22 protein-coding genes are annotated in these 21594 nt (G+C 67.7%); 11 read left to right on the top strand and 11 right to left on the bottom strand.

Annotated elements, in window-relative coordinates; genetic code table 11:
- The 4 genes from A3Q7_RS0113685 to def form a co-directional block, all read right to left on the bottom strand.
- On the bottom strand, positions 1–393 hold the full coding sequence (locus A3Q7_RS0113685) for a DUF2237 family protein (RefSeq protein WP_018412462.1): 393 nt from the start codon (positions 391–393) through the stop codon (positions 1–3).
- 119 nt (positions 394–512) lie between these two features.
- A complete protein-coding gene (gene htpX, locus A3Q7_RS0113680) occupies positions 513–1364 on the bottom strand; it encodes a zinc metalloprotease HtpX (protein WP_018412461.1) in 852 nt (283 codons plus the stop codon).
- Between the two features lie 171 nt (positions 1365–1535).
- Complete coding sequence (fmt, locus tag A3Q7_RS0113675; RefSeq protein ID WP_018412460.1) at positions 1536–2498, bottom strand: methionyl-tRNA formyltransferase; 963 nt, start codon at positions 2496–2498, stop codon at positions 1536–1538.
- Entirely contained in the window at positions 2498–3001 is a 504-nt protein-coding gene (gene def, locus A3Q7_RS0113670; RefSeq protein WP_018412459.1) for a peptide deformylase, read from the bottom strand. The genes fmt and def overlap by 1 nt, the downstream gene beginning before the upstream one ends.
- 231 nt (positions 3002–3232) lie before the next feature.
- On the opposite strand from def, the gene A3Q7_RS0113660 reads away from it, so the two are divergent.
- The 4 genes from A3Q7_RS0113660 to A3Q7_RS0113645 all read left to right on the top strand — a co-directional run bounded on the left by A3Q7_RS0113660 (position 3233) and on the right by A3Q7_RS0113645 (position 8705).
- Positions 3233–4249, top strand: coding sequence for a LysM peptidoglycan-binding domain-containing protein (locus A3Q7_RS0113660; protein ID WP_026224826.1), 1017 nt, complete (start codon positions 3233–3235; stop codon positions 4247–4249).
- A gap of 3 nt (positions 4250–4252) precedes the next feature.
- The gene (gene dprA / locus A3Q7_RS0113655; protein WP_018412456.1) at positions 4253–5332 is read left to right on the top strand and encodes a DNA-processing protein DprA; all 1080 of its coding nucleotides are present in this window, start codon (positions 4253–4255) and stop codon (positions 5330–5332) included.
- A gap of 80 nt (positions 5333–5412) precedes the next feature.
- Positions 5413–5874 (top strand): DUF494 family protein, encoded by a 462-nt coding sequence (locus A3Q7_RS0113650; protein ID WP_018412455.1) that lies wholly within the window; start codon positions 5413–5415, stop codon positions 5872–5874.
- Positions 5875–6101: 227 nt separating this feature from the next.
- Positions 6102–8705 (top strand): DNA topoisomerase III, encoded by a 2604-nt coding sequence (locus tag A3Q7_RS0113645; RefSeq protein WP_018412454.1) that lies wholly within the window; start codon positions 6102–6104, stop codon positions 8703–8705.
- A gap of 125 nt (positions 8706–8830) precedes the next feature.
- Here A3Q7_RS0113645 and A3Q7_RS0113640 read toward each other — a convergent pair whose 3' ends face one another.
- Genes A3Q7_RS0113640 through A3Q7_RS0113630 form a run of 3 tightly spaced genes read right to left on the bottom strand, consistent with a single transcriptional unit; the run spans position 8831 to position 10777 of the window.
- A complete protein-coding gene (locus A3Q7_RS0113640; RefSeq protein ID WP_018412453.1) occupies positions 8831–9769 on the bottom strand; it encodes an MBL fold metallo-hydrolase in 939 nt (312 codons plus the stop codon).
- Between the two features lie 53 nt (positions 9770–9822).
- Positions 9823–10332, bottom strand: coding sequence for an acyl-CoA thioesterase (locus A3Q7_RS0113635; protein ID WP_026224825.1), 510 nt, complete (start codon positions 10330–10332; stop codon positions 9823–9825).
- A 58-nt stretch (positions 10333–10390) separates the two neighbouring features.
- Positions 10391–10777 carry a hypothetical protein gene (locus A3Q7_RS0113630; protein ID WP_018412451.1) on the bottom strand — a complete coding sequence of 129 codons (387 nt, stop codon included), beginning with the start codon at positions 10775–10777 and terminating at the stop codon, positions 10391–10393.
- Positions 10778–10896: 119 nt separating this feature from the next.
- On the opposite strand from A3Q7_RS0113630, the gene A3Q7_RS0113625 reads away from it, so the two are divergent.
- A complete protein-coding gene (locus A3Q7_RS0113625; protein WP_018412450.1) occupies positions 10897–11754 on the top strand; it encodes a BPSS1780 family membrane protein in 858 nt (285 codons plus the stop codon).
- Here A3Q7_RS0113625 and A3Q7_RS0113620 read toward each other — a convergent pair whose 3' ends face one another.
- On the bottom strand, positions 11755–13209 hold the full coding sequence (locus A3Q7_RS0113620; protein WP_026224823.1) for a cryptochrome/photolyase family protein: 1455 nt from the start codon (positions 13207–13209) through the stop codon (positions 11755–11757).
- Positions 13210–13335: 126 nt separating this feature from the next.
- Between A3Q7_RS0113620 and A3Q7_RS0113615 the strand changes: the two genes are divergently transcribed.
- Genes A3Q7_RS0113615 through A3Q7_RS0113595 form a run of 5 tightly spaced genes read left to right on the top strand, consistent with a single transcriptional unit; the run spans position 13336 to position 17097 of the window.
- Entirely contained in the window at positions 13336–13914 is a 579-nt protein-coding gene (locus A3Q7_RS0113615; RefSeq protein ID WP_018412448.1) for a YqgE/AlgH family protein, read from the top strand.
- Positions 13907–14359, top strand: coding sequence for a Holliday junction resolvase RuvX (ruvX, locus tag A3Q7_RS0113610; protein ID WP_018412447.1), 453 nt, complete (start codon positions 13907–13909; stop codon positions 14357–14359). The genes A3Q7_RS0113615 and ruvX overlap by 8 nt, the downstream gene beginning before the upstream one ends.
- On the top strand, positions 14346–14843 hold the full coding sequence (gene pyrR / locus A3Q7_RS0113605; RefSeq protein WP_018412446.1) for a bifunctional pyr operon transcriptional regulator/uracil phosphoribosyltransferase PyrR: 498 nt from the start codon (positions 14346–14348) through the stop codon (positions 14841–14843). The genes ruvX and pyrR overlap by 14 nt, the downstream gene beginning before the upstream one ends.
- A 2-nt stretch (positions 14844–14845) precedes the next feature.
- Positions 14846–15814 (top strand): aspartate carbamoyltransferase catalytic subunit, encoded by a 969-nt coding sequence (locus tag A3Q7_RS0113600; RefSeq protein ID WP_026224822.1) that lies wholly within the window; start codon positions 14846–14848, stop codon positions 15812–15814.
- Positions 15811–17097, top strand: coding sequence for a dihydroorotase (locus tag A3Q7_RS0113595; protein ID WP_018412444.1), 1287 nt, complete (start codon positions 15811–15813; stop codon positions 17095–17097). Before A3Q7_RS0113600 ends, A3Q7_RS0113595 begins: the two co-directional genes overlap by 4 nt.
- Here the strand turns inward: A3Q7_RS0113595 and A3Q7_RS0113590 are convergent.
- The 3 genes from A3Q7_RS0113590 to queE are packed head-to-tail and all read right to left on the bottom strand — an operon-like array spanning position 17042 to position 20191.
- Positions 17042–19144: a transglycosylase domain-containing protein gene (locus A3Q7_RS0113590; protein WP_018412443.1), complete on the bottom strand. Its 2103-nt coding sequence runs from the start codon at positions 19142–19144 to the stop codon at positions 17042–17044. The two genes, A3Q7_RS0113595 and A3Q7_RS0113590, sit on opposite strands and share 56 nt — an antisense overlap.
- A gap of 22 nt (positions 19145–19166) precedes the next feature.
- Positions 19167–19532, bottom strand: a complete 366-nt coding sequence (locus A3Q7_RS0113585) for a 6-pyruvoyl trahydropterin synthase family protein (RefSeq protein ID WP_018412442.1) — start codon at positions 19530–19532, stop codon at positions 19167–19169.
- Positions 19533–19561: 29 nt separating this feature from the next.
- Positions 19562–20191, bottom strand: a complete 630-nt coding sequence (gene queE / locus A3Q7_RS0113580; protein ID WP_018412441.1) for a 7-carboxy-7-deazaguanine synthase — start codon at positions 20189–20191, stop codon at positions 19562–19564.
- A gap of 64 nt (positions 20192–20255) precedes the next feature.
- Between queE and A3Q7_RS0113575 the strand changes: the two genes are divergently transcribed.
- Complete coding sequence (locus A3Q7_RS0113575) at positions 20256–21314, top strand: serine/threonine protein kinase (RefSeq protein ID WP_018412440.1); 1059 nt, start codon at positions 20256–20258, stop codon at positions 21312–21314.
- The last annotated feature ends 280 nt before the right edge of the window (positions 21315–21594 follow it).

Here is a 21594-nt window from a genome sequence, read left to right as displayed (position 1 = left end):
TTACGGGCCCGGCCAGGCGTGCTGCTGCAGCGCCTCCAGCGGTACATGACGCAGCGCGGCCCGATGCGTGGCGACCAGGATGACCTGCGGGGCCTGACCGGCGGCAAAAGCCTCGTACCAGCGCGTGGCGCAGAGGCACCAGCGGTCGCCCGCCCGCAAGCCGGGGAAATCGAATTCCGGCCGTGGCGTGGACAGATCGTTGCCACGCGTGCGCGAAAACGCGAGGAATTCATCGGTCAGCACCACGCACACGGTGTGCGAGCCGAAGTCGTTCTCATCGGTATTGCAGCAGCCGTCGCGGAAGAAACCGGTCAAGGGCTTGAACGAACAGGGTTCGAGCGGGCCCCCGAGAACGTTCTGTGCGCCACCTCCGCCGTTCCAGCCTCTGTCCATCGGTGATGATCCCGTCGCCTGAAAAAGGAAATCCGCAGTCGCGGTCATGCACGGGCATGAACCGCACTGCGGTCATGATGCCGGATCAGCGTCGCTGTGTCGCGCCGCCCGGCTGCCGTTCAGCGACCGGCAGCGAAGGCGCGCAGGCGCGCGATGCGTTCCTCGGTTGCCGGATGGGTGCTGAACAGGCCGCGCAGGCCACCGCCGGACAGCGGATTCATGATCATCATCTGCCCGGTTTCCGGATGCGCTTCCGCGGTCGGCATCGGAATGCCGCGCGCGTAGGCATCGATCTTGGCGAGCGCGCTGGCCAGCGCCTCCGGGTCGCCGGAAATTTCGGCGCCGCCCCGGTCGGCACCGAACTCGCGCGTGCGCGAGATGGCCATCTGTATCAGCATGGCGGCGATCGGCGCGAGGATGGCGACGATGATGCCGACCACCGGATTGGCCGGCCGGCCTTCCGAATCGCGACCGCCGAAGAACATGCCGAACTGGGCCAGCGCGGAAATCGCGCCGGACACCGTGGCGGAGATGGTCGAGATCAGGATGTCGCGATTCTTCACGTGTGCCAGTTCATGCGCCATCACGCCGCGCAGTTCGCGCGCCGACAGCATCTGCATGATGCCGGTCGTGGCGGCCACCGCCGCGTTCTCCGGGTTGCGGCCGGTGGCGAAGGCATTCGGCTGCGCCTCGTCGATCACATAGACGCGCGGCATCGGCAGCTCGGCGCGCCTGGCCAGCTCCGCCACCATGTTGTAGAGGTAGGGCGAGGACGCGGCATCGACTTCGCGCGCGTTGTACATGCGCAGCACCATCTTGTCCGAGAACCAGTAGGCCCACAGATTGGTGGCGCCGCCGAACAGCAGTGCGATCAGCATGCCCTGCTGACCGCCTATGGCCGCACCGACGACGCCGAACAGCGCGACGATGCCCGCCATCAGTATCGAGGTCTTGAGCCAGTTGCCGAACATGTGTGACACCTTTCAGTAGAGAGGAAGCGCACTATAGATTGTGCGCGAAGAAAGAAATTCAAGCGGACCGCGCAAGGAAAAACGCGGTCACAAATCGGCGCGACGGCGCGCCGTGAGCGAGTCGACGCGAGGCGAGGCGCAGGGCGGTGCGCGTCCCGGCGTGTCCGCCTTTCAGCGCACCGGCAACTGTGCCTGCTGGCCGGCTTCGAACGCGTGACCGCGCAGGAAATCGGCGACCGCAAGCCGCTTGCCGCCCGCCTTCTGCATTTCGGTGACCCGCAGGCAGCCGCTGCCGCAGCCGATCACCACGCCGCGGTCGCTCACCTCCACGATGCGGCCGGGCTCGCCGGTGCGTTCGATGGCCTGCGCGCGCCACAGCTTGATCGCGACGCCCTGCATCGTCATCACCGCTCCGGGGAAGGGATCAAAGGCGCGAATGGCACGTTCCAGCTCGCCCGCCGGCCGGGCGAAGTCGAGCTGCGCCTCGCCGCGCGAAATCTTGGCCGCGTAACAGGCGCCTTCGGCCGGCTGCGGCACCGGCTGGATCCGCCCCGCCAGCAGCGCGGGCAACGTGTCGATCAGCAGGCGGGCGCCGCATTCGGCCAGCCGGTCGTGCAGGCTGCCGGTGGTGTCGGCGGGCAGGATGTCCAGCGCGCGCTCGGCCAGCATCGGACCGGTGTCCAGCCCTTCGTCCATCTGCATCAGCGTGATGCCGGTGCGCACGTCGCCGGCTTCGATCGCGCGGTGTATCGGTGCGGCGCCGCGCCAGCGGGGCAGCAGCGAGGCGTGGATATTGATGCAGCCCAGTCGGGGAATGTCCAGCACACTGCGCGGCAGCAGCAGTCCGTAGGCGACCACCACCAGCAGGTCCGGTGCGGCCTCGAGCAGCGGCGCGCGCAGTTCCGGCGTTTTCAGGGTTTCCGGCTGGGCCACTGGCAGCCCGTGCGCCAGCGCACGCTGCTTCACCGGGCTCGGCATGAGCTTCATGCCGCGTCCGGCCGGACGGTCCGGCTGCGTCAGCACCAACGGGATATCACAGTCGAATGTCGCGAGCGCATCGAGCGCCCGGGCCGCGAATTCGGGCGTGCCGGCGAACGCGATGCGCGGCAGCTTGCTGTCGGGAACGGTCGGCATCACGCGCTTTCGCGCGCCTGCTTCATGAGCTTGGTGCGGATGCGGGTCTGTTTGAGCTGGGACAGGTGATCGACGAAAACCTTGCCCTGCAGGTGATCCATTTCGTGCTGGATGCACACCGCGAGCAGACCGTGCGCGTCGATGTCGGTTTCGCTGCCATCCAGCGTCAGCGTGCGCACCTTCACATGCTCCGAACGGGTCACCTTGTCGTAGATGCCCGGCACCGACAGACAGCCTTCCTCGTACACCTGTTCGCCGTCGCGCTCGACGATGCGCGGGTTGATCAGCGTGATCAGCCCGCTCTTGTCCTCGCTGATGTCGATCACGATCACCTGCTTGTGCACATCGACCTGGGTCGCGGCCAGACCGATGCCCGGCGCGGCGTACATGGTTTCCGCCATGTCCGCGGCCAGCTTGCGGATGGCGTCATCCACCGCGGCAACCGGCGCCGCCTTCTTGCGCAGGCGGGGATCCGGGAATTTCAGAATCGGGAGCAGGGCCATAAAAGTCGTGCTGATTTAATGGATTAGCGCAGGGAATTCATGCAGACTGTCATTACACGACACCGCTTGCTACACTGCGGCATGCGAATGGCGTGCCGCGTCTGCGACGAGCTCCTTTTCCGGCGCGCGCCACTTCAGGCGGCACCGGTTGTTCACGATATTGAAAGGCAAACCCTGGGCAGGTTCCGCATGCGCCGTCGCGCAGCGGCCTGGTCCGAGCGAGGCCCCAACATGCGCAAGATTATATGCTCCCTGCTGGTCGCGCTTTCAAGCGCAGCCACCGTCGCCCATGCCGCGTCGCCGGCGATCGCTCCCGACGCGCCCGACCGCCATGTGGTCAAGCCGGGCGATACGCTGTGGGGCATCGCCGGCATGTTCCTGAAGGAGCCCTGGCGCTGGCCCGAGGTGTGGCGTCTGAACAGGGAGCAGATCCGCAATCCGCACCTCATCTATCCGGGCCAGATCGTCTATCTCGAGGATTTCGGCGGCGACCCGCGCCTGCGTCTGGGGCAGCCGGTCAGGCTCACGCCCAGGACCTACGAAGAGCCGGTGGCGGAGCCGATCGCATCCATCCCGCACAAGGCGATCGAACCCTTCCTGGCCAAGCCGATCGCGGTCGAGGCCGGTTTCAACGAGACTGCGCCGCGCATCGTCGCGACCGAGGAAGGGCGGGTCTATCTGGGCGCCGGCGATACCGCCTACGCGACCGGCGTGACCGAAAGGACGGAAATCTGGAATGCCTACCGCCCGGCCGCCCCCATACGCGACCCCGAAACCCGCCAGATCATCGGTTTCGAGGCCGAATATCTGGGCGACCTGAAACTGGTGCGCGAAGGCGACCCGGCCACCTTCCAGGTCGTTTCGTCGCAATACGAGATCGGCAAGGGTGACCGCCTGGTGCCCGCCCGTCCGCCCGAACTGATCGCCTACGCGCCGCGCGCGCCGGAGACGCAGATCGAGGGCAGCGTGGCGCGCATCGTCGGTGGCGTGGAGTCGTCGGGGCGTCACAATGTGGTGCTGCTGAACCGTGGTAGCAACGACGGCGTCGAGGTCGGTCACGTGTTCGGGGCCTTCCTGGCCGGCAAGCTGGTCAGCGTCCGCGAGGACCAGAAGGTCGAGAACTACCGCCTTCCGGACGAACGCTCGGGCCTGCTGTTCGTGTTCCGGGTGTACGACACCATTTCCTACGCGCTCGTGATGGACGCCAAGCGTCCGATCGAGGTCGGCGACCGCTTCCGCAATCCCTGAGGCGTGCCGCTGCACGACCACGCATCGGCAGCCGCCTGGCTGCAGCTTACGCTGACGCGCGGGGTCGGGCTGGACGCGCAGCGCCGCCTGCTGTCCGTGTTCGGGCTTCCCGAACGCATCCTCGCCGCCTCCGGTGCCGCTCTGAAAGCGGCCGTGGGCGAACGCATCGCGCATGCCCTCGCCACCTTCGACCGGCACGAGCTGGTCGCGCGCACGCTGGACTGGGCGCAGCAGCCGGGCAACCACATCGTCACGCTGGCCGACGCAAGCTATCCGCCCACCCTGCTCGAAATCGCCGATCCGCCGTCCCTGCTTTACGTGAAGGGCCGGCTGGACCTGCTCGACCGGCGCGCACTGGCCATCGTCGGCGCGCGCAACGCGACCGCCCAGGGGGTCGTCAATGCACGCCAGTTCGCGCGCGAGCTGGCGTGCGGCGGGCTGACCATCGTGAGCGGGCTGGCGCTGGGCTGCGACGCCGCCGCGCACGAGGGCGCGCTGGATGGCATCGGTTCCACCATCGCCGTGATCGGCACCGGAGCCGACCGCATCTACCCGCCGCGCAACCAGGAACTGGCCCGGCGCATTGCCGAGCTTGGCGCCATCGTGACCGAGTTTCCGCTCGGCACGCCGGCGCTGCGCGAGAACTTCCCGCGCCGCAACCGCATCATTTCCGGTCTCGCGCGCGGGGTGCTGGTGGTGGAAGCGGCCGCCCGCAGCGGCACCCTCATCACCGCCCGGCTGGCCGGCGAACAGGGGCGGGAGGTGTTCGCCATTCCGGGTTCCATCCATTCGCCGCTGTCCAAGGGCTGCCATCAGTTGATACGGCAGGGGGCCAAGCTGGTGGACGATGCACGCGACATCCTGTCCGAGCTGCAGGCCGCGCCGGCCGCCGCGGTGGAGAAAGCGAGCGATGCCGGCGAACAGCGGCTGCTCGACGCGATGGGGTACGACCCGGTCGGAATCGACCTGCTGGCGCAACAAACCGGCTTGACGGCCGACACCCTCTCTGCCACGCTGCTTGCGCTGGAGCTTGAAAAGCGGGTGGCTGTGCTGCCCGACGGACGGTTCCAGCGCATCAGGTAGCACGGTGACGGCCCTGGCCGTCACCGGGTGACAAAACCGCCGGCGGGCTGACCTGCCGCCGGCTCGCGCGGAGCCGAATCATGATCGACGTACTGGTCTATCTTTTCGAAACTTACGCGCACCTCGACAGCTATCCCGAGCCCAATCTGCTGGCTCGCAAGCTCTCCGCCGCCGGTTTCGAGCAGGACGAAATCGAAGAGGCGATGGGCTGGCTGTCAGGCCTTGAAAGTGCGGGCGGCGCCGACAGGCCGCAGATCGCGGCGGACAGCCGGTCCATCCGCATGTACTCGGCCACCGAACAGGCCCGGCTCGATACCGAGTGCCGCGGTTTCCTCGCCTTTCTCGAGGAAGCGGGCGCGATCAATGCGTTGACCCGCGAAATCGTGCTTGAGCGCGCGCTTGCGCTGGAAGACGAAGAAGTTTCCCTGTCGCAGCTCAAGGTGATCGTGCTGATGGTGCTGTGGAATCAGCAGGTGACCACCGACACGCTGGTACTGGAAGAGCTGCTGTCGGACGACGACGAACCGCGCGCGCCGCACTGAGTGGCATGTCGGGGGCGGAGCGGCGGGGTTTCCGACGCTCCGCTGCCGACGAGGCGCGAAAGCCTCGACGCGAGGGGGTTTGCGACGGCGCGAGCGGTCACAGTGCGCGCCTTTGCCGCCGCACGGCTTGCCTGTTCCGATTTTTTGTCCCTATCATGCGCCGCTTTCCCGCCGCTTGATCCCGCGTGCATCCTGCACGCACAAGCCGGCGCAGGGTCCGGGCATCCATGGGCAAGAAACTGATCATCGCGGAAAAGCCGTCGGTGGCGCAGGACATCGCACGCGCCGTAGGCGGCTTCACGCGCGACGGCGACTATTTCGAAAGCGAGGACTACGTGCTGTCCTCGGCGGTCGGCCATCTGCTCGAACTGGCCGTGCCGGAGGAGTACGAGGTCAAGCGCGGCAAGTGGTCGTTCGCCCATCTGCCGGTGATTCCTCCGCGTTTCACGCTGAATCCGATCGACAAGACGGCGGAGCGGCTGCGTCTGCTCACCCGGCTGATCAAGCGCAAGGATGTGGACGGCCTGGTGAACGCCTGTGACGCGGGGCGCGAGGGCGAACTCATCTTCAATTACATCGTCGAGCACAGCAAGACGAACAAGCCGGTCGAGCGGCTGTGGCTGCAGTCCATGACTGCGGCCGCGATCCGCGACGGCTTCGCGTCGCTGCGCGCTGCGCGCGATGTCGAAGGGCTGCGTCAGGCGGCGATGTCGCGCGCCGAGAGCGACTGGCTCATCGGCATCAACGGCACGCGCGCGATGACCGCCTTCAATTCCAAGACCGGCGGTTTCCATCTGACCACGGTCGGGCGTGTGCAGACGCCGACGCTGGCCATCGTGGTGCGCCGCGAAGAGGAAATCCGCCGTTTCAAGTCGCGCGATTACTGGGAAATCGAAGGCCGTTTCGGCGTTGCCGCCGGCGAATACGCCGGGCGCTGGTTCGACGAGAAGTTCAGGAAGCCGGAAGGCGACGAACACGCGCGCGCCGAGCGCCTGTGGGACGAAGCAAAGGCGAAAGCCATCCAGGCCAAATGCGCCGGCAAGACCGGCACGGTGGAAGAAGAGGCCAAGCCGTCGACCCAGTTGTCGCCGCTGCTGTACGACCTCACCTCGCTGCAGCGCGAAGCCAACGGCCGCTTCGGCTTTTCCGCGCGCGTCACGCTGCAGATCGCGCAGGCCTTGTACGAAAAGCACAAGGTGCTGACCTACCCGCGTACCGATGCGCGCGCGCTGCCGGAGGATTACCTGCCGACCGTCACCGATGTGCTGGCCCGTCTGCCGCAGACCTACGCGCCGCACGCCAACGAGATCGTCAAGCAGGGTTGGGTGCGTCCGAACAAGCGCATTTTCAACAACGCCAAGATTTCCGATCACTTCGCCATCATCCCGACCGGCACCGAGCCGAAGTCGCTTTCCGAGGCGGAAGCCAAGATCTACGACATGGTCACCCGCCGCTTTCTGGCGGTGTTCTTCCCGGCCGCCGAATACCGCATCACGACGCGCATCACGCGCGTCGAGGGCGAGGCATTCAAGACCGAAGGCAAGGTGCTGGTGAATGCCGGCTGGCTGGCCGTGTATGGCAAGGAAGCGGCGATTGCCGACGAAGAGGGCAAGGACAAGAGCGAAACCGCGTCGGCCAGCCTGGTGCCGGTGAAGCCGGGCGAGCAGGCGCGCGTCGATGACATGATCCTCAAGGCGCTGCAGACCAAGCCGCCGGCGCGCTATTCGGAAGCGACCTTGCTGACCGCGATGGAAGGCGCTGGCAAGACGATAGATGACGAGGAACTGCGTGCGGCCATGGCCGGCCGTGGCCTCGGCACTCCGGCCACGCGCGCGCAGATCATCGAAAACCTGATACTCGAGAGCTATATGCTGCGCGAGGGGCGCGAGCTGATTCCGACGGCCAAGGCCTTCCAGCTCATGATCGCGTTGCGCGGCCTGAAGATAGACGAGCTGAGTTCGCCCGAACTGACCGGCGAATGGGAGTACAAGCTGTCGCAGATCGAACGCGGTGCGCTGTCGCGCGATGCCTTCATGCGCGAGATCGCCGACATGACCAAGCACATCGTCGATCAGGCCAAGAGCTACGAGAGCGACACCATTCCGGGGGACTTCGCCACGCTGGCCGAAAAGTGCCCGCGTTGCGGCGGTGTCGTGAAGGAGAACTACAAGAAGTTCCAGTGCCAGAGCTGCGACTTCTCGCTGTGGAAGATCGTTGCCGGTCGCCAGTTCGAAACGCACGAGATCGACACGCTGCTGCGCGAGCGTCAGGTCGGTCCGTTGACCGGATTCCGCAACAAGATGGGCCGCCCCTTCAATGCGGTGATCAAGCTCAACGACAAGCTGGAGCCGGAATTCGATTTCGGGCAGCCGCGCGAGGACGAAGCCGGCGAAGCGGTGGATTTTTCGCAGCAGACCTCGCTCGGGCCATGCCCGAAATGTTCCGCCGGCGTGTACGAACTGCCCATGTCCTATGTGTGCGAAAAGTCGGTCGGGCCGGACAAGTCCTGCGATTTCCGCTCCGGCAAGATCATCCTGCAGCAGCCGATCGAAGCGGAACAGATGCAGAAGCTGCTCGGTGCCGGCCGCACCGACCTGCTGAAGGGCTTCGTGTCCTCGCGCACCAAGCGCAAGTTCTCCGCCTTCCTGGTGCGGCAGCCGGATGGCAAGGTCGGCTTCGAATTCGAACCGCGTCCGGTCAAGCCCAAGGCCGGTGCCAAGGCGAAGGCCACCGATGCGGCGGTGGACACCGAAGCCGAAGCGCCGACGAAGAAACCTGCCGCTGCGAAAAAACCCGCCAGCAAGGCCGCCGCGCGCAAGAAGTCGGCATAGACCCGGAACCACGGTGCCGGCCGGTCGCTGTTGGCGCGGCAGCGGCCGGTGACGGCGCCTCGCGCGGGAGGCCGCTCATCCGCTGGCGAATCGCCGCCGCGCCCGTTCCGCCGGCGCCGCAGCGGTCATGCCGCCGCGCCATCCAGCCACACCTCCAGCCCCTGCGCGTTCAACTCGATGTCCAGCCCCCAGATCGCCATCGCCTCATCATGGGTCAGCGGGCTGCCATGCGCGCGCAGCTCGTCCATCAGATAGAGGCTCAGCGCCGACAGCAGCGCCTGCTTGCGGCCGTCCCCCGCGGTGGCCGCGGCGCGCGCGATCGCCACGTGTGCATCGATGCGCGCGAGCAGCGCGCGGCCCAGCTCCGGTACATGGGTCACGCGACCGTAATGGGTCAGGAACATGGCCTCCGGGTTGCGCGCCAGCAGGCGTTCCACCGAGGCCTTCATGGCTTCCGGATCGAACTGCACCGGCGAACTGGTCGGGAAGATGAAGGCGCGACCGTCCACCGTGCATTCCGGATAGGCGAGGCCGAAGGTGTCGCCGGTGAACCAGCTCGCCGAACGAGCATCCCAGATGCAGTGATGATGCTTCGCGTGTCCGGGCGTGTCGATGAATTCCAGCGGCCGCCCGTTGAAGTCGAGCACGAAGCCGTCGTGCGTTTCGATCACGCGTGCGGCGTCAACCGGCAGGATGTCGCCGTACATGACGGCCATGGCCTGTTCGCCATACACCGCCGTGGCGCCGGCGATAAGCTTCGATGGATCGACCATGTGGCGGGCGCCGCGCGGATGCACCACGAGTTGCGCATCCGGGAAGGCGCGCATCGCCGCTCCGGCGCCGCTGGCGTGATCGAGATGCACATGGGTGAGGATGATGTAGCGCAGCGCCTCCGGCGCGACGCCGCGGGCGGTCAGCGCAGCCCGGACATTGGGCAGCGAATGGCCGGTGCCGCAATCCACCAGCGCCGCCTGGTCGCCCGCGCGCAGCAGGTGGATGGCCGCCATGCCATGGCGGATCAGGTCGGCGTCGATCGCCGATATGTCGTGCTCGTAATCGATCATGTCGGGCCTCCGGAGCGGATGCCCGACAGTATGAAGCAGCGGCGGAGGCTGCGTCAGGCGCCGCGCCCGGCCTTGGCCTGTTCCTCTTCCATCAGCTCCTGGAAGCGCGCGTCGAATTCCTTGCGCAATTGCCGCCTGACCTGGGCCGCCGTATGCCGGCGCTGCTCATCCGGCGTATGCGGAACCAGTTGCGGCACCTGGGTCGGCCGCCGATGCTCGTCCATCGCCACCATCGTGAGATAGCAGGTATTGGTGTGCCGGGTCGTGTGTTCCTGGATGTTCTGGGTCATCACCTTCACGCCCACTTCCATCGAGGTGTTGCCGGTGTAGTTCACCGAGGCGAAGAAGGTGACCAGTTCGCCGACATGGATGGGGCAGCGGAAAATGACCTGGTCGACCGACAGGGTCACCACATAGGACTGCGCATAGCGCGCGGCGCATGCGTAAGCCACCTGGTCGAGCAGCTTGAGCAGGGCGCCGCCGTGTACGTTGCCGGAGAAATTGGCCATGTCGGGCGTCATGAGCACCGTCATGGTGAGCTGGTGTGTGGGCAGTTCGTTCATTGCATCGATTCCGTGGCCGCCGTGCGGCCGCTGCATGTCCGTCAGTGCCCGCGACCGGTCAATCGCGCTGTTCTATGCGCCAGCCCGGTTTGCTGTAGTCGCGGACGTTGCTGTAAGGCGCGGTCGGATAGACGCTGGTGCCGTACGCATCTTCCTCGATGCGCATGCCCGGTCTGGAATAGTCCCGGATCTGGGTGCCGCGCAGGGTCGGGTAGATGTCCGTGGTGCGGCTGCGCGCGTTGGGCCGGATCAGCTCACGCGGGTGCTGTCCTATCATGCCGCCCGGGGTGCCGCCCGGGGTGCCGCCCACGCCCTGTCCGTAGGCATCGCTGCCCAGCGGGGTGACCGGCACATGACCGCTGCCGCCGGCCGCCGCCAGTACGGGGGCGTACAGGCAGGCCGACGCGGTCACGGTGCTCGCTGCGATCAGGATGAAGGGCTTCATGGCGACCTCCGGTCGGGTGACCTGAATGGACCCGTGCAGTGTAGAACCAAACCGGCTGCACCGGCCGCCAAGCGCGACACGCGGCGCCTGATGTCACGGATTGTGAGCACATCGGCGACATGCCCGCCGCCGCAAGTGTGCATCTGCAACGCAGTGCGGACGGTATGGCCACCTTGTGGAATCATGCGCGCATGGACGCCGACCCTCGCAATCCCTTCGACCCCGCCTCCGCCAGTCCGGGTGCGGACAATATGCCGCCCGGCAAGGACCGGACCGAGCCGGATTCCCGTTCGGTCGCCGCTGGCCAGGGCCTGGAATGGCTGCGTCAGGGCTGGCAGGCCTTCCTGGCCGCGCCCGGCGTCTGGGTGGTGGTCACGCTGCTGTGGGTGGTCGCCGTCGTCGTGCTCAATCTGGTGCCGCTGTTCGGCATGATTGCCGCGACCCTGCTCGCTACCGTCACGATAGGCGGCCTCATGCAGGGTTGCCGCGCGCTGTCGCGCGGCGAACCTTTCGACATCGCCTGGCTGTGGGCCGGCTTTGGCGAACGCGTCAATCCGCTGCTGGCGCTCGGCGGCTGGTATCTGCTCGCCTCGCTGGCGATCGGCATGCTGGTGGTGCTGCTGTCGGCGGTCACCGCGGGGCTGGCCGGGCTGGCCGCGGTGGCGGGCGTGGCGGTGCTGATGGCCGCCATACCTTCCATGCTGGTGATCGCCATCGTACTGATGGCGCCGGTGCTGATGGCGGTGTGGTTCGCGCCCGCCCTCATCGTGTTCCACCGGCTGCCGGCGCTGGATGCGATGCGCGTGAGTTTTTTCGCCAGCCTGCGCAACGCGCCGGCCTTCCTGGTGTTTTCCCTGCTGTACTTCGTGCTGGTGATGCTGGCGTCGCTGCCCGCGATGCTGGGCTGGCTGGTGCTGCTGCCGGTCACCTTCGGCACGATGTACGCCAGTTATCGCGACGTGTTCGCACAGCCCTGATCAGTCCTCCGGTGCCTCGCTGGCGCCCTTTACCGCCTTGAAGCGTGCCAGCGTCGCCTCGCGCGCCTGGGCGTGGTCGACGATGGGCGCCGGATAGTCACTGCCGATCGCGCAGCCAGCCATCTTCTGTTCCAGCGGCGTGGCCAGCCAGGGCGCGTGAATGCGCGTGTTGTCGAATTTCGCCAGTTCGGGACAGTAGCGGCGGATGAACTGGCCGTCGGCATCGAATTTCTGCGACTGCGTGACCGGATTGAAAATGCGGAACCAGGGCTGGGCGTCACAGCCGGTGGACGCCGCCCACTGCCAGCCACCGTTGTTGGCCGCCAGGTCGAAATCGTTGAGCTGGCGCGCGAACCAGTGTTCGCCGCGCCGCCAGTCGATGCCCAGGTCCTTGGTCAGGAAGGACGCGCTCACCATGCGCAGCCGGTTGTGCATGTAGCCGGTCTGCGCGAGCTGGCGCTGCGCCGCATCCACCAGCGGATAGCCGGTGCGGCCCTCGCACCAGGCGCTGAACTTCGCGTCGTCGTCCTCCCAGCGCAGCGCGTCGTACTCGGGCCGGAAGCAGGCGCCGACCACCTGCGGGTGGTGCCACAGGATCTGGAAATAGAAGTCGCGCCAGATCAGTTCCGACAGCCAGGTTTCGGCACCGGCGCCGCCGCGCTCATGCGCTTCGCGCGCGAGCCGGCGTATCGACAGGGTGCCGAAGCGCAGATGCACCGACAGATAGCTGGGGCCCTTGGCCGCCGGATAGTCGCGCAGCGTCTTGTAGCGGTCGATGCGCTCGCGGAAATCATCGAACAGCGCCTCCGCGCCGGACATGCCGGTCGGCAGTTTCAGCGACGACAGATTGGTGGGCGCGAAGCCGAGCTCGGCCAGCGAGGGCAGGCCGCCCGGCGGCGGCGGGGCCAGCGCAGAGATGTATGTGCGCACCGGATAGGCCTTCAGATGAAAGGCGGTGAGCTTCTTCAGCCAGGCGTTCCGGTACGGCGTGAACACCGAGAACGGTTTGCCGCCCTGGGTGAGCACCTCGTCGCACTCGAACACCACCTGGTCCTTCCAGCTTTCCAGGGCGATGCCGGCCGCCGCCAGCGCAGTCTCAACCACGGCGTCGCGCCGTATCGCCGCCGGCTCGTAGTCACGGTTCACGCATACCGCCGCCACGCCCAGTTCGCGAGCCACGGCCGGCACCATGTCCTGCGCGCGGCCGTGGCGCACCATCAGCCCGCCGCCCAGCGCGCGCAGCGCGTCGTCCAGCTCGCGGATCGAAGCCAGGATGAATTCGACCCGTCGGTCTGCGCTCACGCCCTCGGCGCGCAGCTCGTCCAGGATGTCGGTGTCGAACACGAACAGGCACCAGGTCGGGCCGCCCGCGCGCAATGCGTGGTACAGGGCCGCGTGGTCGTCCAGCCGCAGATCGCGGCGGAACCACACCAGCCGGGAAGCATCTCTTGCCATGAAACTCGGATCCGGGTGACGACGAAAGGGTGGGCGCGGTCCGACTTGCCGGACCGGAACGGCCCCTTGGAGCGCGCTCGGGACATGCGGTTCGCGACAGGCGCCCCAAACGGATAAAATCATCCCATGTCTTCCCATCCCACGACGCCCACGGTCGACCTGACCGGACACTTCCTGATCGCCATGCCCGCCATGGTCGACAAGAACTTTTCGCGTACGCTCACCCTGGTGTGCGAACACAATGAACAGGGCGCGCTCGGCGTGATCGTGAACAAGCCGATCGACATGTCGCTGGATGACCTGTTCGAGCGCATCGACCTCACGCTCGAATCGCCGCGCTTCCAGGGCCAGCCGGTGTATTTCGGCGGGCCGGTGCAGACCGACCGCGGCTTCGTGCTGCACCGGCCGATCGGCGACTTCCAGTCCTCGATCGACATCGGCAACGGCCTCGCGCTCACCTCGTCGCGCGACGTCCTGCAGGCGCTGGGTGGCGAGCACGAGCCGGACGACGTGCTGGTGACGCTGGGCTATGCCGGCTGGCAGGCGGGCCAGATCGAGTGGGAACTGGCGCAGAACGCATGGCTTACCGTGCGTGCCGATCCGCAGATCATTTTCGCCCTTCCGCCGGAAGAGCGTCTGGTGGCTGCCATGCAGCTGCTGGGCGTCGATTACGCGACGCTGTCGGACGTGGCGGGGCATGCCTGATCCGGCCGTGCTGCCCGCGCGCGGATCCGTGCTTGCATTCGATTTCGGCGAGAAGCGCATCGGTGTCGCGGTCGGCGAATGCGAGCTGCGCACCGCTTCTCCGCTCACCACGCTGGAGGCGGCAAGCAACGATGCGCGCTGGTCCGGCATCGCAGCGCTGCTTGACGAATGGAAGCCGGTGCTGCTGGTGGTCGGCCTGCCGCTGAGCGCCGACGGCCTGCCGCACGACATGACGGCGCGCGCGCAACGTTTCGCACGCCAGCTCGAAGGGCGCTACCGGCTGCCGGTGGCTTTGCAGGACGAGCGCTACACCTCGACCGAAGCGGACGCGCAATTGCGCGATCAAGGCGGCCGCGCCATGAAGGACTGGCGCGAGCGCAAGAAACAACTGGACGCGCATGCGGCCCAGCTCATCCTGAAGGACTATTTCGATGTCACTGCCTGACGCAGAAGCCCTGCTCGCCGGACTGGCCGAGCAGATGCGCCCGCATGTCACGCCCGACACCGCGCTGGTCGGTCTGCACACCGGCGGTGTGTGGGTGGCCCAGCGCCTGCACGCGCAGCTGGGGCTCACCCAGCCCCCCGGTGCGCTCGACGTGAGCTTCTATCGCGACGATTACGCCCAGCGCGGCCTGGCGCGCGACACCCGCAGCTCCAGCCTGCCCTTCGATGTGGAAGGGCGCCACCTGGTGCTGGTGGATGACGTGCTGCACACCGGCCGCACGGTGCGCGCCGCGCTGAACGAACTGTTCGACTACGGCCGCCCGCAGCGGGTGGAACTGGCGGTGCTGATCGACCGCGGCGGTCGCCAGTTGCCGGTGGCGCCGACCTACTGCGCGACCCGATACATGCCGCCCGACGGCCAGCGCGTCAAGCTCGCACAGGAGGACGACCGCCTCCTGCTGCGACTGGCCCCGGATACGGAGTGAACATGGCGCGCAATCCGCAACTGAACAAGCACGGCGAGCTGCAGCACCTGCTCACCACCGAGGGCCTGCCGCGCGACGTGATCACGCGCATCCTCGACACCGCCGAACCCTTCGCCGGCGTGGCCGAGCGCGAGGTGAAGAAGGTGCCGCTGCTGCGCGGCAAGAGTGTGTTCAACCTGTTCTTCGAGAACAGCACGCGTACCCGCACCACCTTCGAAATTGCCGCCAAGCGCCTGTCGGCCGACGTGATCAACCTGAACATCGCGACCAGTTCGACCAACAAGGGCGAAACCCTGCTCGACACGGTGGACAATCTGGCGGCCATGCAGGCCGACATGTTCGTCGTGCGCCACGCGTCGAGCGGCGCCCCCTACCTGATCGCACAGCATCTCGAAGCCACCGGGCGCGACCACATCCATGTGGTGAATGCCGGCGACGGGCGCCACGCGCACCCGACCCAGGGCCTGCTCGACATGTACACCATCCGCCACTACAAGCGCGACTTCACGCAACTGTCCGTGGCCATCGTCGGCGACATCCTGCATTCGCGCGTGGCGCGCAGCCAGATCCATGCGCTCACCACGCTGGGCGTGCCCGATCTGCGCGCGATTGCGCCGAAGACGCTGCTGCCGCACGACATCGAGCGCCTCGGCTGCCGCGTGTTCAACGACATGCGCGAAGGCCTGCGCGACGTCGACGTGGTGATGATGCTGCGGCTGCAGAACGAACGCATGCAGGGTTCGCTGCTGCCCAGCGCGCAGGAGTATTTCAAGTTCTTCGGCCTGACCGAGGACAAGCTCGCACTCGCCAGGCCGGATGCCATCGTGCTGCATCCGGGCCCGATGAACCGCGGCGTCGAGATCGATTCGGCGGTGGCCGATGGCCGTCAGGCCGTCATCCTGCCCCAGGTCACCTTCGGCATCGCGGTGCGCATGGCGGTGATGGCCATGCTGGGCGGAGGAAACGCATGAAGATCCATATCAGGGGTGGCCGGCTCGTCGACCCGGCGCAGGACATCGATGCACCGACCGATGTGTTCATTGCCGCCGGCAAGGTGGTGGCGCTGGGCACGGCCCCGGACGGCTTCCATGCCAACCGGGTGGTCGACGCGCGGGGCCAGGTGGTGGCGCCCGGGCTGATCGATCTGTGCGCGCGGCTGCGCGAGCCGGGGCAGGAATACCGCGCCACGCTGGAATCGGAAATGGCGGCCGCAGTGGCCGGCGGCGTCACCAGCCTGGCCTGCCCGCCGGATACCGACCCGGTGCTCGATGAACCCGGTCTGGTGGAAATGCTCAAGCATCGCGCGCGCATGCTCAACCTCGCCCATGTCTATCCGCATGGCGCGCTGACCGTGGGCCTGAAGGGCGAGCGGCTGACCGAGATGGGCGAACTGACCGATGCCGGCTGCATCGCCTTCAGTCAGGCCAATTCTTCGGTCGACAACAGCCAGGTGCTGTTCCGCGCCATGCAGTACGCGGCCACCTTCGGTTACACCGTCTGGCTGCAGCCGACCGACCCGCATCTGGCCGCAGGCGGGGTGGCGCACGATGGCGAGATCGCGGCCCGGCTCGGACTGGTGGGCATTCCGGTGCTCGCGGAAACGCTGGCCATAGGCCGGTTGCTTCAGCTTGCGCGGTCCACCGGCTGCAAGCTGCACCTGACCCGCATTTCCAGCCGTGCCGGCCTCATGCTGATCGACCAGGCCAGGCTGGATGGCATGCAGGTAAGCTGCGACGTCGCCATCCACGCGCTGCATCTGTGCGATGTGGACATCGGCTATTTCGATCCGCAGTGCCGCACCGTGCCGCCGCTGCGCGCCCAGTTCGACCGCGAGGCGCTGCGCGCCGCGCTGGCCGACGGCCGCATCGATGCGCTGTGTTCCGACCACACGCCGGTGGATGACGATGCCAAGCAGGTGCCATTCGCCGAAGCGGAACCGGGTACCACCGGCCTGGAGCTGTTGCTGCCGCTGACGCTGGCCTGGGCGCGTGAAATGCAGTTGCCATTGTCGCTCGCGCTGGCGCGCATCACGTCCGATGCGGCGCGGGTGCTCGGGCTGGATGCCGGCCATCTGCGCGTGGGCAGCGCCGCCGATGTGTGCATTTTCGATCCGGAGGCGCCGCTGCGCATCACGCGGGAATCCCTGCGCAGCCAGGGCAAGAACACGCCCTGGCTGGGCCGCGAGGTGCTCGGCCGCGTCAGCGCGACGCTGGTGTCGGGCCAGGTGGTGTACGAGGCGCCGGCAGCGCGCTGAGCGTGTCTGCCGTCGGGTGCTCGAGCCGGATTTCGAATTCGGTCGCCTCGATCTGCAGTCCGGTCGCATCCTCCAGCACCAGCCGGTGCCGGCCCGGCCGTGGCGCCCACAGCGCGCGCCCTTCCACCGCCGGCACGCGTTCGCCATTGATGTGCCACACCAGACCGGGCTGCGGCGGCCGCGCTTCGAACAGCAGTGGCTGCCGTCCGCCGGGAATGGCCGCGCTCACCAGCTTGACCCCGGGTGCCGGCAGCACGATGCGTGGCCGTCCGTCCGGCAGATCGTGCGTGGCATCGACGAAGGCCTGGCGCGTGCCCGGCAGGAAGAATTCATCGCGTTCGGGTTCGATGTCGGGTTCGAAATGCACACGTGTGCGTTCCAGTCCGGCCGGCGGAGGCAGGCCCTCCTGCGGCAGCGGATCCACCGCCTGCGCCACCGACTGCCACAGACCTTCGATCGGCTGGCTGCCGCGCACAGCGATCGTGTAGCGCCGCGTCCAGCCTATGGTCCAGTGGGTGCCGCCATCGCTGCTGCGTCCGTGCGCGCGGGCGAACCCGAGCCTGCGCTCGCCGCCGTTCGCCTGCGAGCTGCGGCTGGACAGCAGGTCGCCGATCAGCCAGGCCACTGCGGGCGACCACACGCGCCGCTCGCTGCCGGCGCCTTCACTCGGCGATGACACCGGCTCGAGCAGCCAGGGACTCCACAGTCCCTCGTTGGCGAGCGCGCGATAGGCGTTCGCCAGATCGGGCAGGGCGGCACGCACGCTGCCCGCACTGCTCTCCAGTTCGAGCTGACGCAGTCGCTGCGCCAGTGCCTCGTCGCCCACCATGGCACGCAGGCGCAGCGCCGGGAACTCGGCGCTGCGCGACAGTGCGCTGCGCACGCTGAGCAGGCGACCGCTGCCTTCGCCCGCAGCCGGACGTGCCGGCAGGGCCAGCAGCGTCGGGCTGTCGTCGAGCACGCTGGCGGCGCTGATCCAGCGCTGTTCCAGTGCAAGTCCGTAGAGGAAGGGCTGGATCGCGCTGCCCGCCGGCAGCCGGCGCACCACCGCATCGTTGTCCTCGCCGCCCACCCAGGCCAGCGCCTCGCCGGTCAGGTTGTCCAGCACGATCGCTGCCGCGTCGCGGCGGGCGCTGCCCAGCGCGTCCAGCGTCTTCTTCTGCAGCCGCACATCCAGCGTGGTGGTGCGTCGTTCGCCCGGCGTACGCAGCAGGCGTCGCGCCAGTGGCAGAGCGTCCTGCCAGCGCGGCTCCAGTCGGTAGCGCTGACTCAGCGTGCGTTCGGCGAGCGCCTGCAGCGCCTCGCACGGCGGCGGCGGACTGAGCCGCTTCGCCACCGCGCAGGCGCGGCGTGCGACGCGTTCCGGTGGTGCGTTCGGACCGCGCAACAGGGCGGCCAGCACGACCGCTTCGCGCGCATCGATGCTGCCCGGATCCTTGCCGAACAGGCCGTGGCTGGCCGCCGAAATGCCGCGCAGCTCGCCGCGGAACGGGGCCAGATTGAAATAGGCTTCGAGTATCTGCGCCTTGTTCCAGCGCCGTTCGATATCGCGTGCGGCCGCGGCCTGGTCCCACTTCTGACCGACGCTGCGGCGCTTGCCCTGCAGGCTCAGCGCCGGATCGATCAACCCGGCGAGCTGCATGGTCAGCGTGGACGCGCCGCGCGGGCGGCGGCCCTCCAGCGTGCGCCAGATATTGTCCCAGGTGGCGCCGGCCAGCGCCGTCCAGTCCACGCCGCTGTGTTCGAGAAAGCGCTTGTCCTCGGCCACCAGCAGCGCGCGCACCAGAGGTGGCGACAGCGTCCGCGCATCCACCCAGTCCAGCCGGCGCTCGCTGAAATCCAGACGCAGTTCGGCCAGCGGCTGTCCGTGGCGATCCAGCAGGCGCGCCTCGGACGAGCGCCAGGCCGCCCTGACCGTATCGAAATCCGGCGCCATCGCCCTTGCCGGCAGCGTGGTCATCACGGCCAGCGCGAACAGGAAGGAATAGCGGGCGCCGCGCAGCGCGGTGCGGCGAGCCGGGTATCCGCGACGCTGGAATGCGGTCATTCCGGGAAACGGCGCGTCCGTGTCAGCACGCGGACAGCGAGCATTTGTCGCCGGAAGCCTGTCGTTCCACCGTCACCCGCGCCAGTTGCGGCAGCACCGGCGCCAGTTCGCGCCACAGGTAGTGACAGAGGTTTTCCAGCGTGGCCGGACCGATGCCCTCCACCTCGTCGAGGAAGCGGTGGTCGAGCTGCTCGCGTACGCGCGCCAGCTCGGCGCGGAACAGCGCCAGATCCATCAGCATGCCGCTGGCCGGATCCGGTTCGCCGCGCAGCGTCACCTCGGCATGATAGGTGTGGCCATGGATGCGCAGGCTGGATTCGGTCTCCACCTTGCGGTGCAGGGTGTGGGCGGCTTCGAAGAAGAAGCGCTGGCTCAGTTCAACAAGCATTCGATGACATCCGGAAAGAAACGGACGGTTCAGCGCAGGCCGACCGCCTTGTGCGTCTGGAAGGACAGCCTCCAGCGCGGGTTCTGCAGGCACCAGGCGATGGCCCAGCGCGTATTGTCGGCCACCGCCGCATTGTCCATCGGCTGCACCAGGAAGTGGCGGAAATCCCAGCTTTCCATCGCCGCCAGATCCAGTCCGGGCTGTGGCACCACGACCTTCAGTTCATGCCCGCGTGTCTGCAGCACCGGATTGCCGGCCTTGGGGCTGACGCAGATCCAGTCCAGCCCGTCCGGGGCGATCAGCGTGCCATTGGTTTCCACCGCGATTTCGAAGCCGCGCGCATGCAGCGCGGCGATCAGCGGCGCGTCCACCTGCAGCAGCGGTTCGCCACCGGTGAGCACGGCGAGGTGCGCGCCGCCCTGCCCCTGCCAGCAGGACGCAATGGCGTCGGCCAGCGCTTCCGCGTCGTAGCGGCCGCCCAGCGTGCCGTCGGTACCGACGAAGTCGGTGTCGCAGAAGCGGCACTGTGCGCTCGCGCGGTCCGCCTCACGCCCGCTCCACAGATTGCAGCCGGCGAAACGACAGAAAACGGCGGCGCGACCCGCGTTCAGGCCCTCGCCCTGCAGCGTGTAGAAGATTTCCTTGACCTGGTAAGCCACGACCGATGCCAGAAATGGCGCAAAACACGTTAGGGTAGCGTGTTTATTGAAATTTTCCCATGCGATGAGCGATGCAACGGCGGCCGACAAGGCCGCGCCAGACCCTGACCAGCCGTCGGAGCAGTCCGCAGGGCAGCCTTATGCCGACCTCGATCCCGACACCGTGCTCGATGCGCTGGAGTCGGCGGGCTATGCGGTGGATGGCCGGCTGCTCGCGCTCAACAGTTTCGAGAACCGGGTCTATCAGGTCGGGCTGGATGAAGGTCCGCCGGTCATCGCCAAGTTCTACCGGCCGGCGCGCTGGAGCGACGACGCCATCCTGGAAGAACACGCCTTCTGCCTCGAACTGGCCGGCCACGAGATTCCGGTCGTCCCGCCGCTCGTGCTGCCGTCGGGTGGCACGCTGGCGCGCCATGGCGGCTACCGCTTCGCGGTGTTCGCGCGCCGCGGCGGGCGGGCGCCCGAACTGGACCGGCGCGACACGCTGGAATGGATAGGCCGCTTCATGGGCCGCATCCACGCGGTCGGCGCCGTGCGACCGTACGCACACCGGCCGGCGCTGGACATCGCCAGCTTCGGCGAGGAGCCCGCGGCATTTGTACTCGACGGCGGTTTCGTGCCGCCCGAACTCGAGAAGGTGTATCGCGGCGTGGTCGCGCAGGCGCTCGATGGCGTGCGCGCCGCCTTCGACCGTGCCGGCGCGGTGGCGCGTATCCGCACCCATGGCGATTGTCATGTCGGCAATATGCTGTGGGTGGAGGGGCAGGGGCCGCATTTCGTCGATTTCGACGACAGCCGCATGGCGCCGGCCATTCAGGATCTGTGGATGCTGCTGTCCGGCGATCGCGAGGACCGTGCGCGCCAGCTTGGCGACGTGCTGGCGGGTTACGAGGAGTTCTGCGAGTTCGACCTGCGCGAACTGCATCTGGTCGAGGCGCTGCGCACCCTGCGCCTCATCCACCACAGCGGCTGGATCGCGCGCCGCTGGCAGGATCCGGCCTTTCCGGTCGCCTTCCCGTGGTTCGACACCCCGCGCTACTGGGAAGCGCGCATCCTCGAACTGCGCGAACAGATCGCCGCGATGGACGAGGCGCCGCTGTGGCGCGCGCCTGGCATGGCTTGACCACGAACGGAGCCGGGGTTTGCGCAGGAGCGAGCGCAGCTCGCGATACCACCCCCGAACGAAGCCCGCGGCCTGTCGATGCCGCTGGCCCTCACCCGGCGCTGCGCGCCACCCTCTCCCGCGGATGCGGGCGAGGGTCACATCGGCGCCTGTCTCCCCTCGCCCACATCAGTGGGAGAGGGGCCGGGGGTGAGGGTGAGCGGGCTTGCCCCGCGATGCGGCCTTGAACGAAGCCGGGCGGCCTGCATCCGCCGCATCGCGGCCAGAGGCCGCTCCCACG

Source organism: Methyloversatilis thermotolerans, assembly GCF_000372885.1.
Classification (GTDB): Bacteria; Pseudomonadota; Gammaproteobacteria; order Burkholderiales; family Rhodocyclaceae; genus Methyloversatilis; species Methyloversatilis thermotolerans.
Note: the sequence above shows the minus strand (reverse complement) of the source record. Positions and strands in the feature narration are given on the sequence as shown.

What these genes read in the sequence shown, in the direction of transcription:
- A3Q7_RS0113685 (WP_018412462.1), bottom strand. Translation starts at nt 393, where the DNA reads ATGGACAGAGGCTGGAACGGCGGAGGTGGCGCACAGAACGTTCTCGGG.
- htpX (WP_018412461.1), bottom strand. Translation starts at nt 1,364, where the DNA reads ATGTTCGGCAACTGGCTCAAGACCTCGATACTGATGGCGGGCATCGTC.
- fmt (WP_018412460.1), bottom strand. Translation starts at nt 2,498, where the DNA reads ATGCCGACCGTTCCCGACAGCAAGCTGCCGCGCATCGCGTTCGCCGGC.
- def (WP_018412459.1), bottom strand. Translation starts at nt 3,001, where the DNA reads ATGGCCCTGCTCCCGATTCTGAAATTCCCGGATCCCCGCCTGCGCAAG.
- A3Q7_RS0113660 (WP_026224826.1), top strand. Translation starts at nt 3,233, where the DNA reads ATGCGCAAGATTATATGCTCCCTGCTGGTCGCGCTTTCAAGCGCAGCC.
- A3Q7_RS0113650 (WP_018412455.1), top strand. Translation starts at nt 5,413, where the DNA reads ATGATCGACGTACTGGTCTATCTTTTCGAAACTTACGCGCACCTCGAC.
- A3Q7_RS0113645 (WP_018412454.1), top strand. Translation starts at nt 6,102, where the DNA reads ATGGGCAAGAAACTGATCATCGCGGAAAAGCCGTCGGTGGCGCAGGAC.
- A3Q7_RS0113640 (WP_018412453.1), bottom strand. Translation starts at nt 9,769, where the DNA reads ATGATCGATTACGAGCACGACATATCGGCGATCGACGCCGACCTGATC.
- A3Q7_RS0113635 (WP_026224825.1), bottom strand. Translation starts at nt 10,332, where the DNA reads ATGAACGAACTGCCCACACACCAGCTCACCATGACGGTGCTCATGACG.
- A3Q7_RS0113630 (WP_018412451.1), bottom strand. Translation starts at nt 10,777, where the DNA reads ATGAAGCCCTTCATCCTGATCGCAGCGAGCACCGTGACCGCGTCGGCC.
- A3Q7_RS0113625 (WP_018412450.1), top strand. Translation starts at nt 10,897, where the DNA reads ATGCCCGCCGCCGCAAGTGTGCATCTGCAACGCAGTGCGGACGGTATG.
- A3Q7_RS0113620 (WP_026224823.1), bottom strand. Translation starts at nt 13,209, where the DNA reads ATGGCAAGAGATGCTTCCCGGCTGGTGTGGTTCCGCCGCGATCTGCGG.
- A3Q7_RS0113615 (WP_018412448.1), top strand. Translation starts at nt 13,336, where the DNA reads ATGTCTTCCCATCCCACGACGCCCACGGTCGACCTGACCGGACACTTC.
- ruvX (WP_018412447.1), top strand. Translation starts at nt 13,907, where the DNA reads ATGCCTGATCCGGCCGTGCTGCCCGCGCGCGGATCCGTGCTTGCATTC.
- pyrR (WP_018412446.1), top strand. Translation starts at nt 14,346, where the DNA reads ATGTCACTGCCTGACGCAGAAGCCCTGCTCGCCGGACTGGCCGAGCAG.
- A3Q7_RS0113600 (WP_026224822.1), top strand. Translation starts at nt 14,846, where the DNA reads ATGGCGCGCAATCCGCAACTGAACAAGCACGGCGAGCTGCAGCACCTG.
- A3Q7_RS0113595 (WP_018412444.1), top strand. Translation starts at nt 15,811, where the DNA reads ATGAAGATCCATATCAGGGGTGGCCGGCTCGTCGACCCGGCGCAGGAC.
- A3Q7_RS0113590 (WP_018412443.1), bottom strand. Translation starts at nt 19,144, where the DNA reads ATGACCGCATTCCAGCGTCGCGGATACCCGGCTCGCCGCACCGCGCTG.
- A3Q7_RS0113585 (WP_018412442.1), bottom strand. Translation starts at nt 19,532, where the DNA reads ATGCTTGTTGAACTGAGCCAGCGCTTCTTCTTCGAAGCCGCCCACACC.
- A3Q7_RS0113575 (WP_018412440.1), top strand. Translation starts at nt 20,256, where the DNA reads ATGAGCGATGCAACGGCGGCCGACAAGGCCGCGCCAGACCCTGACCAG.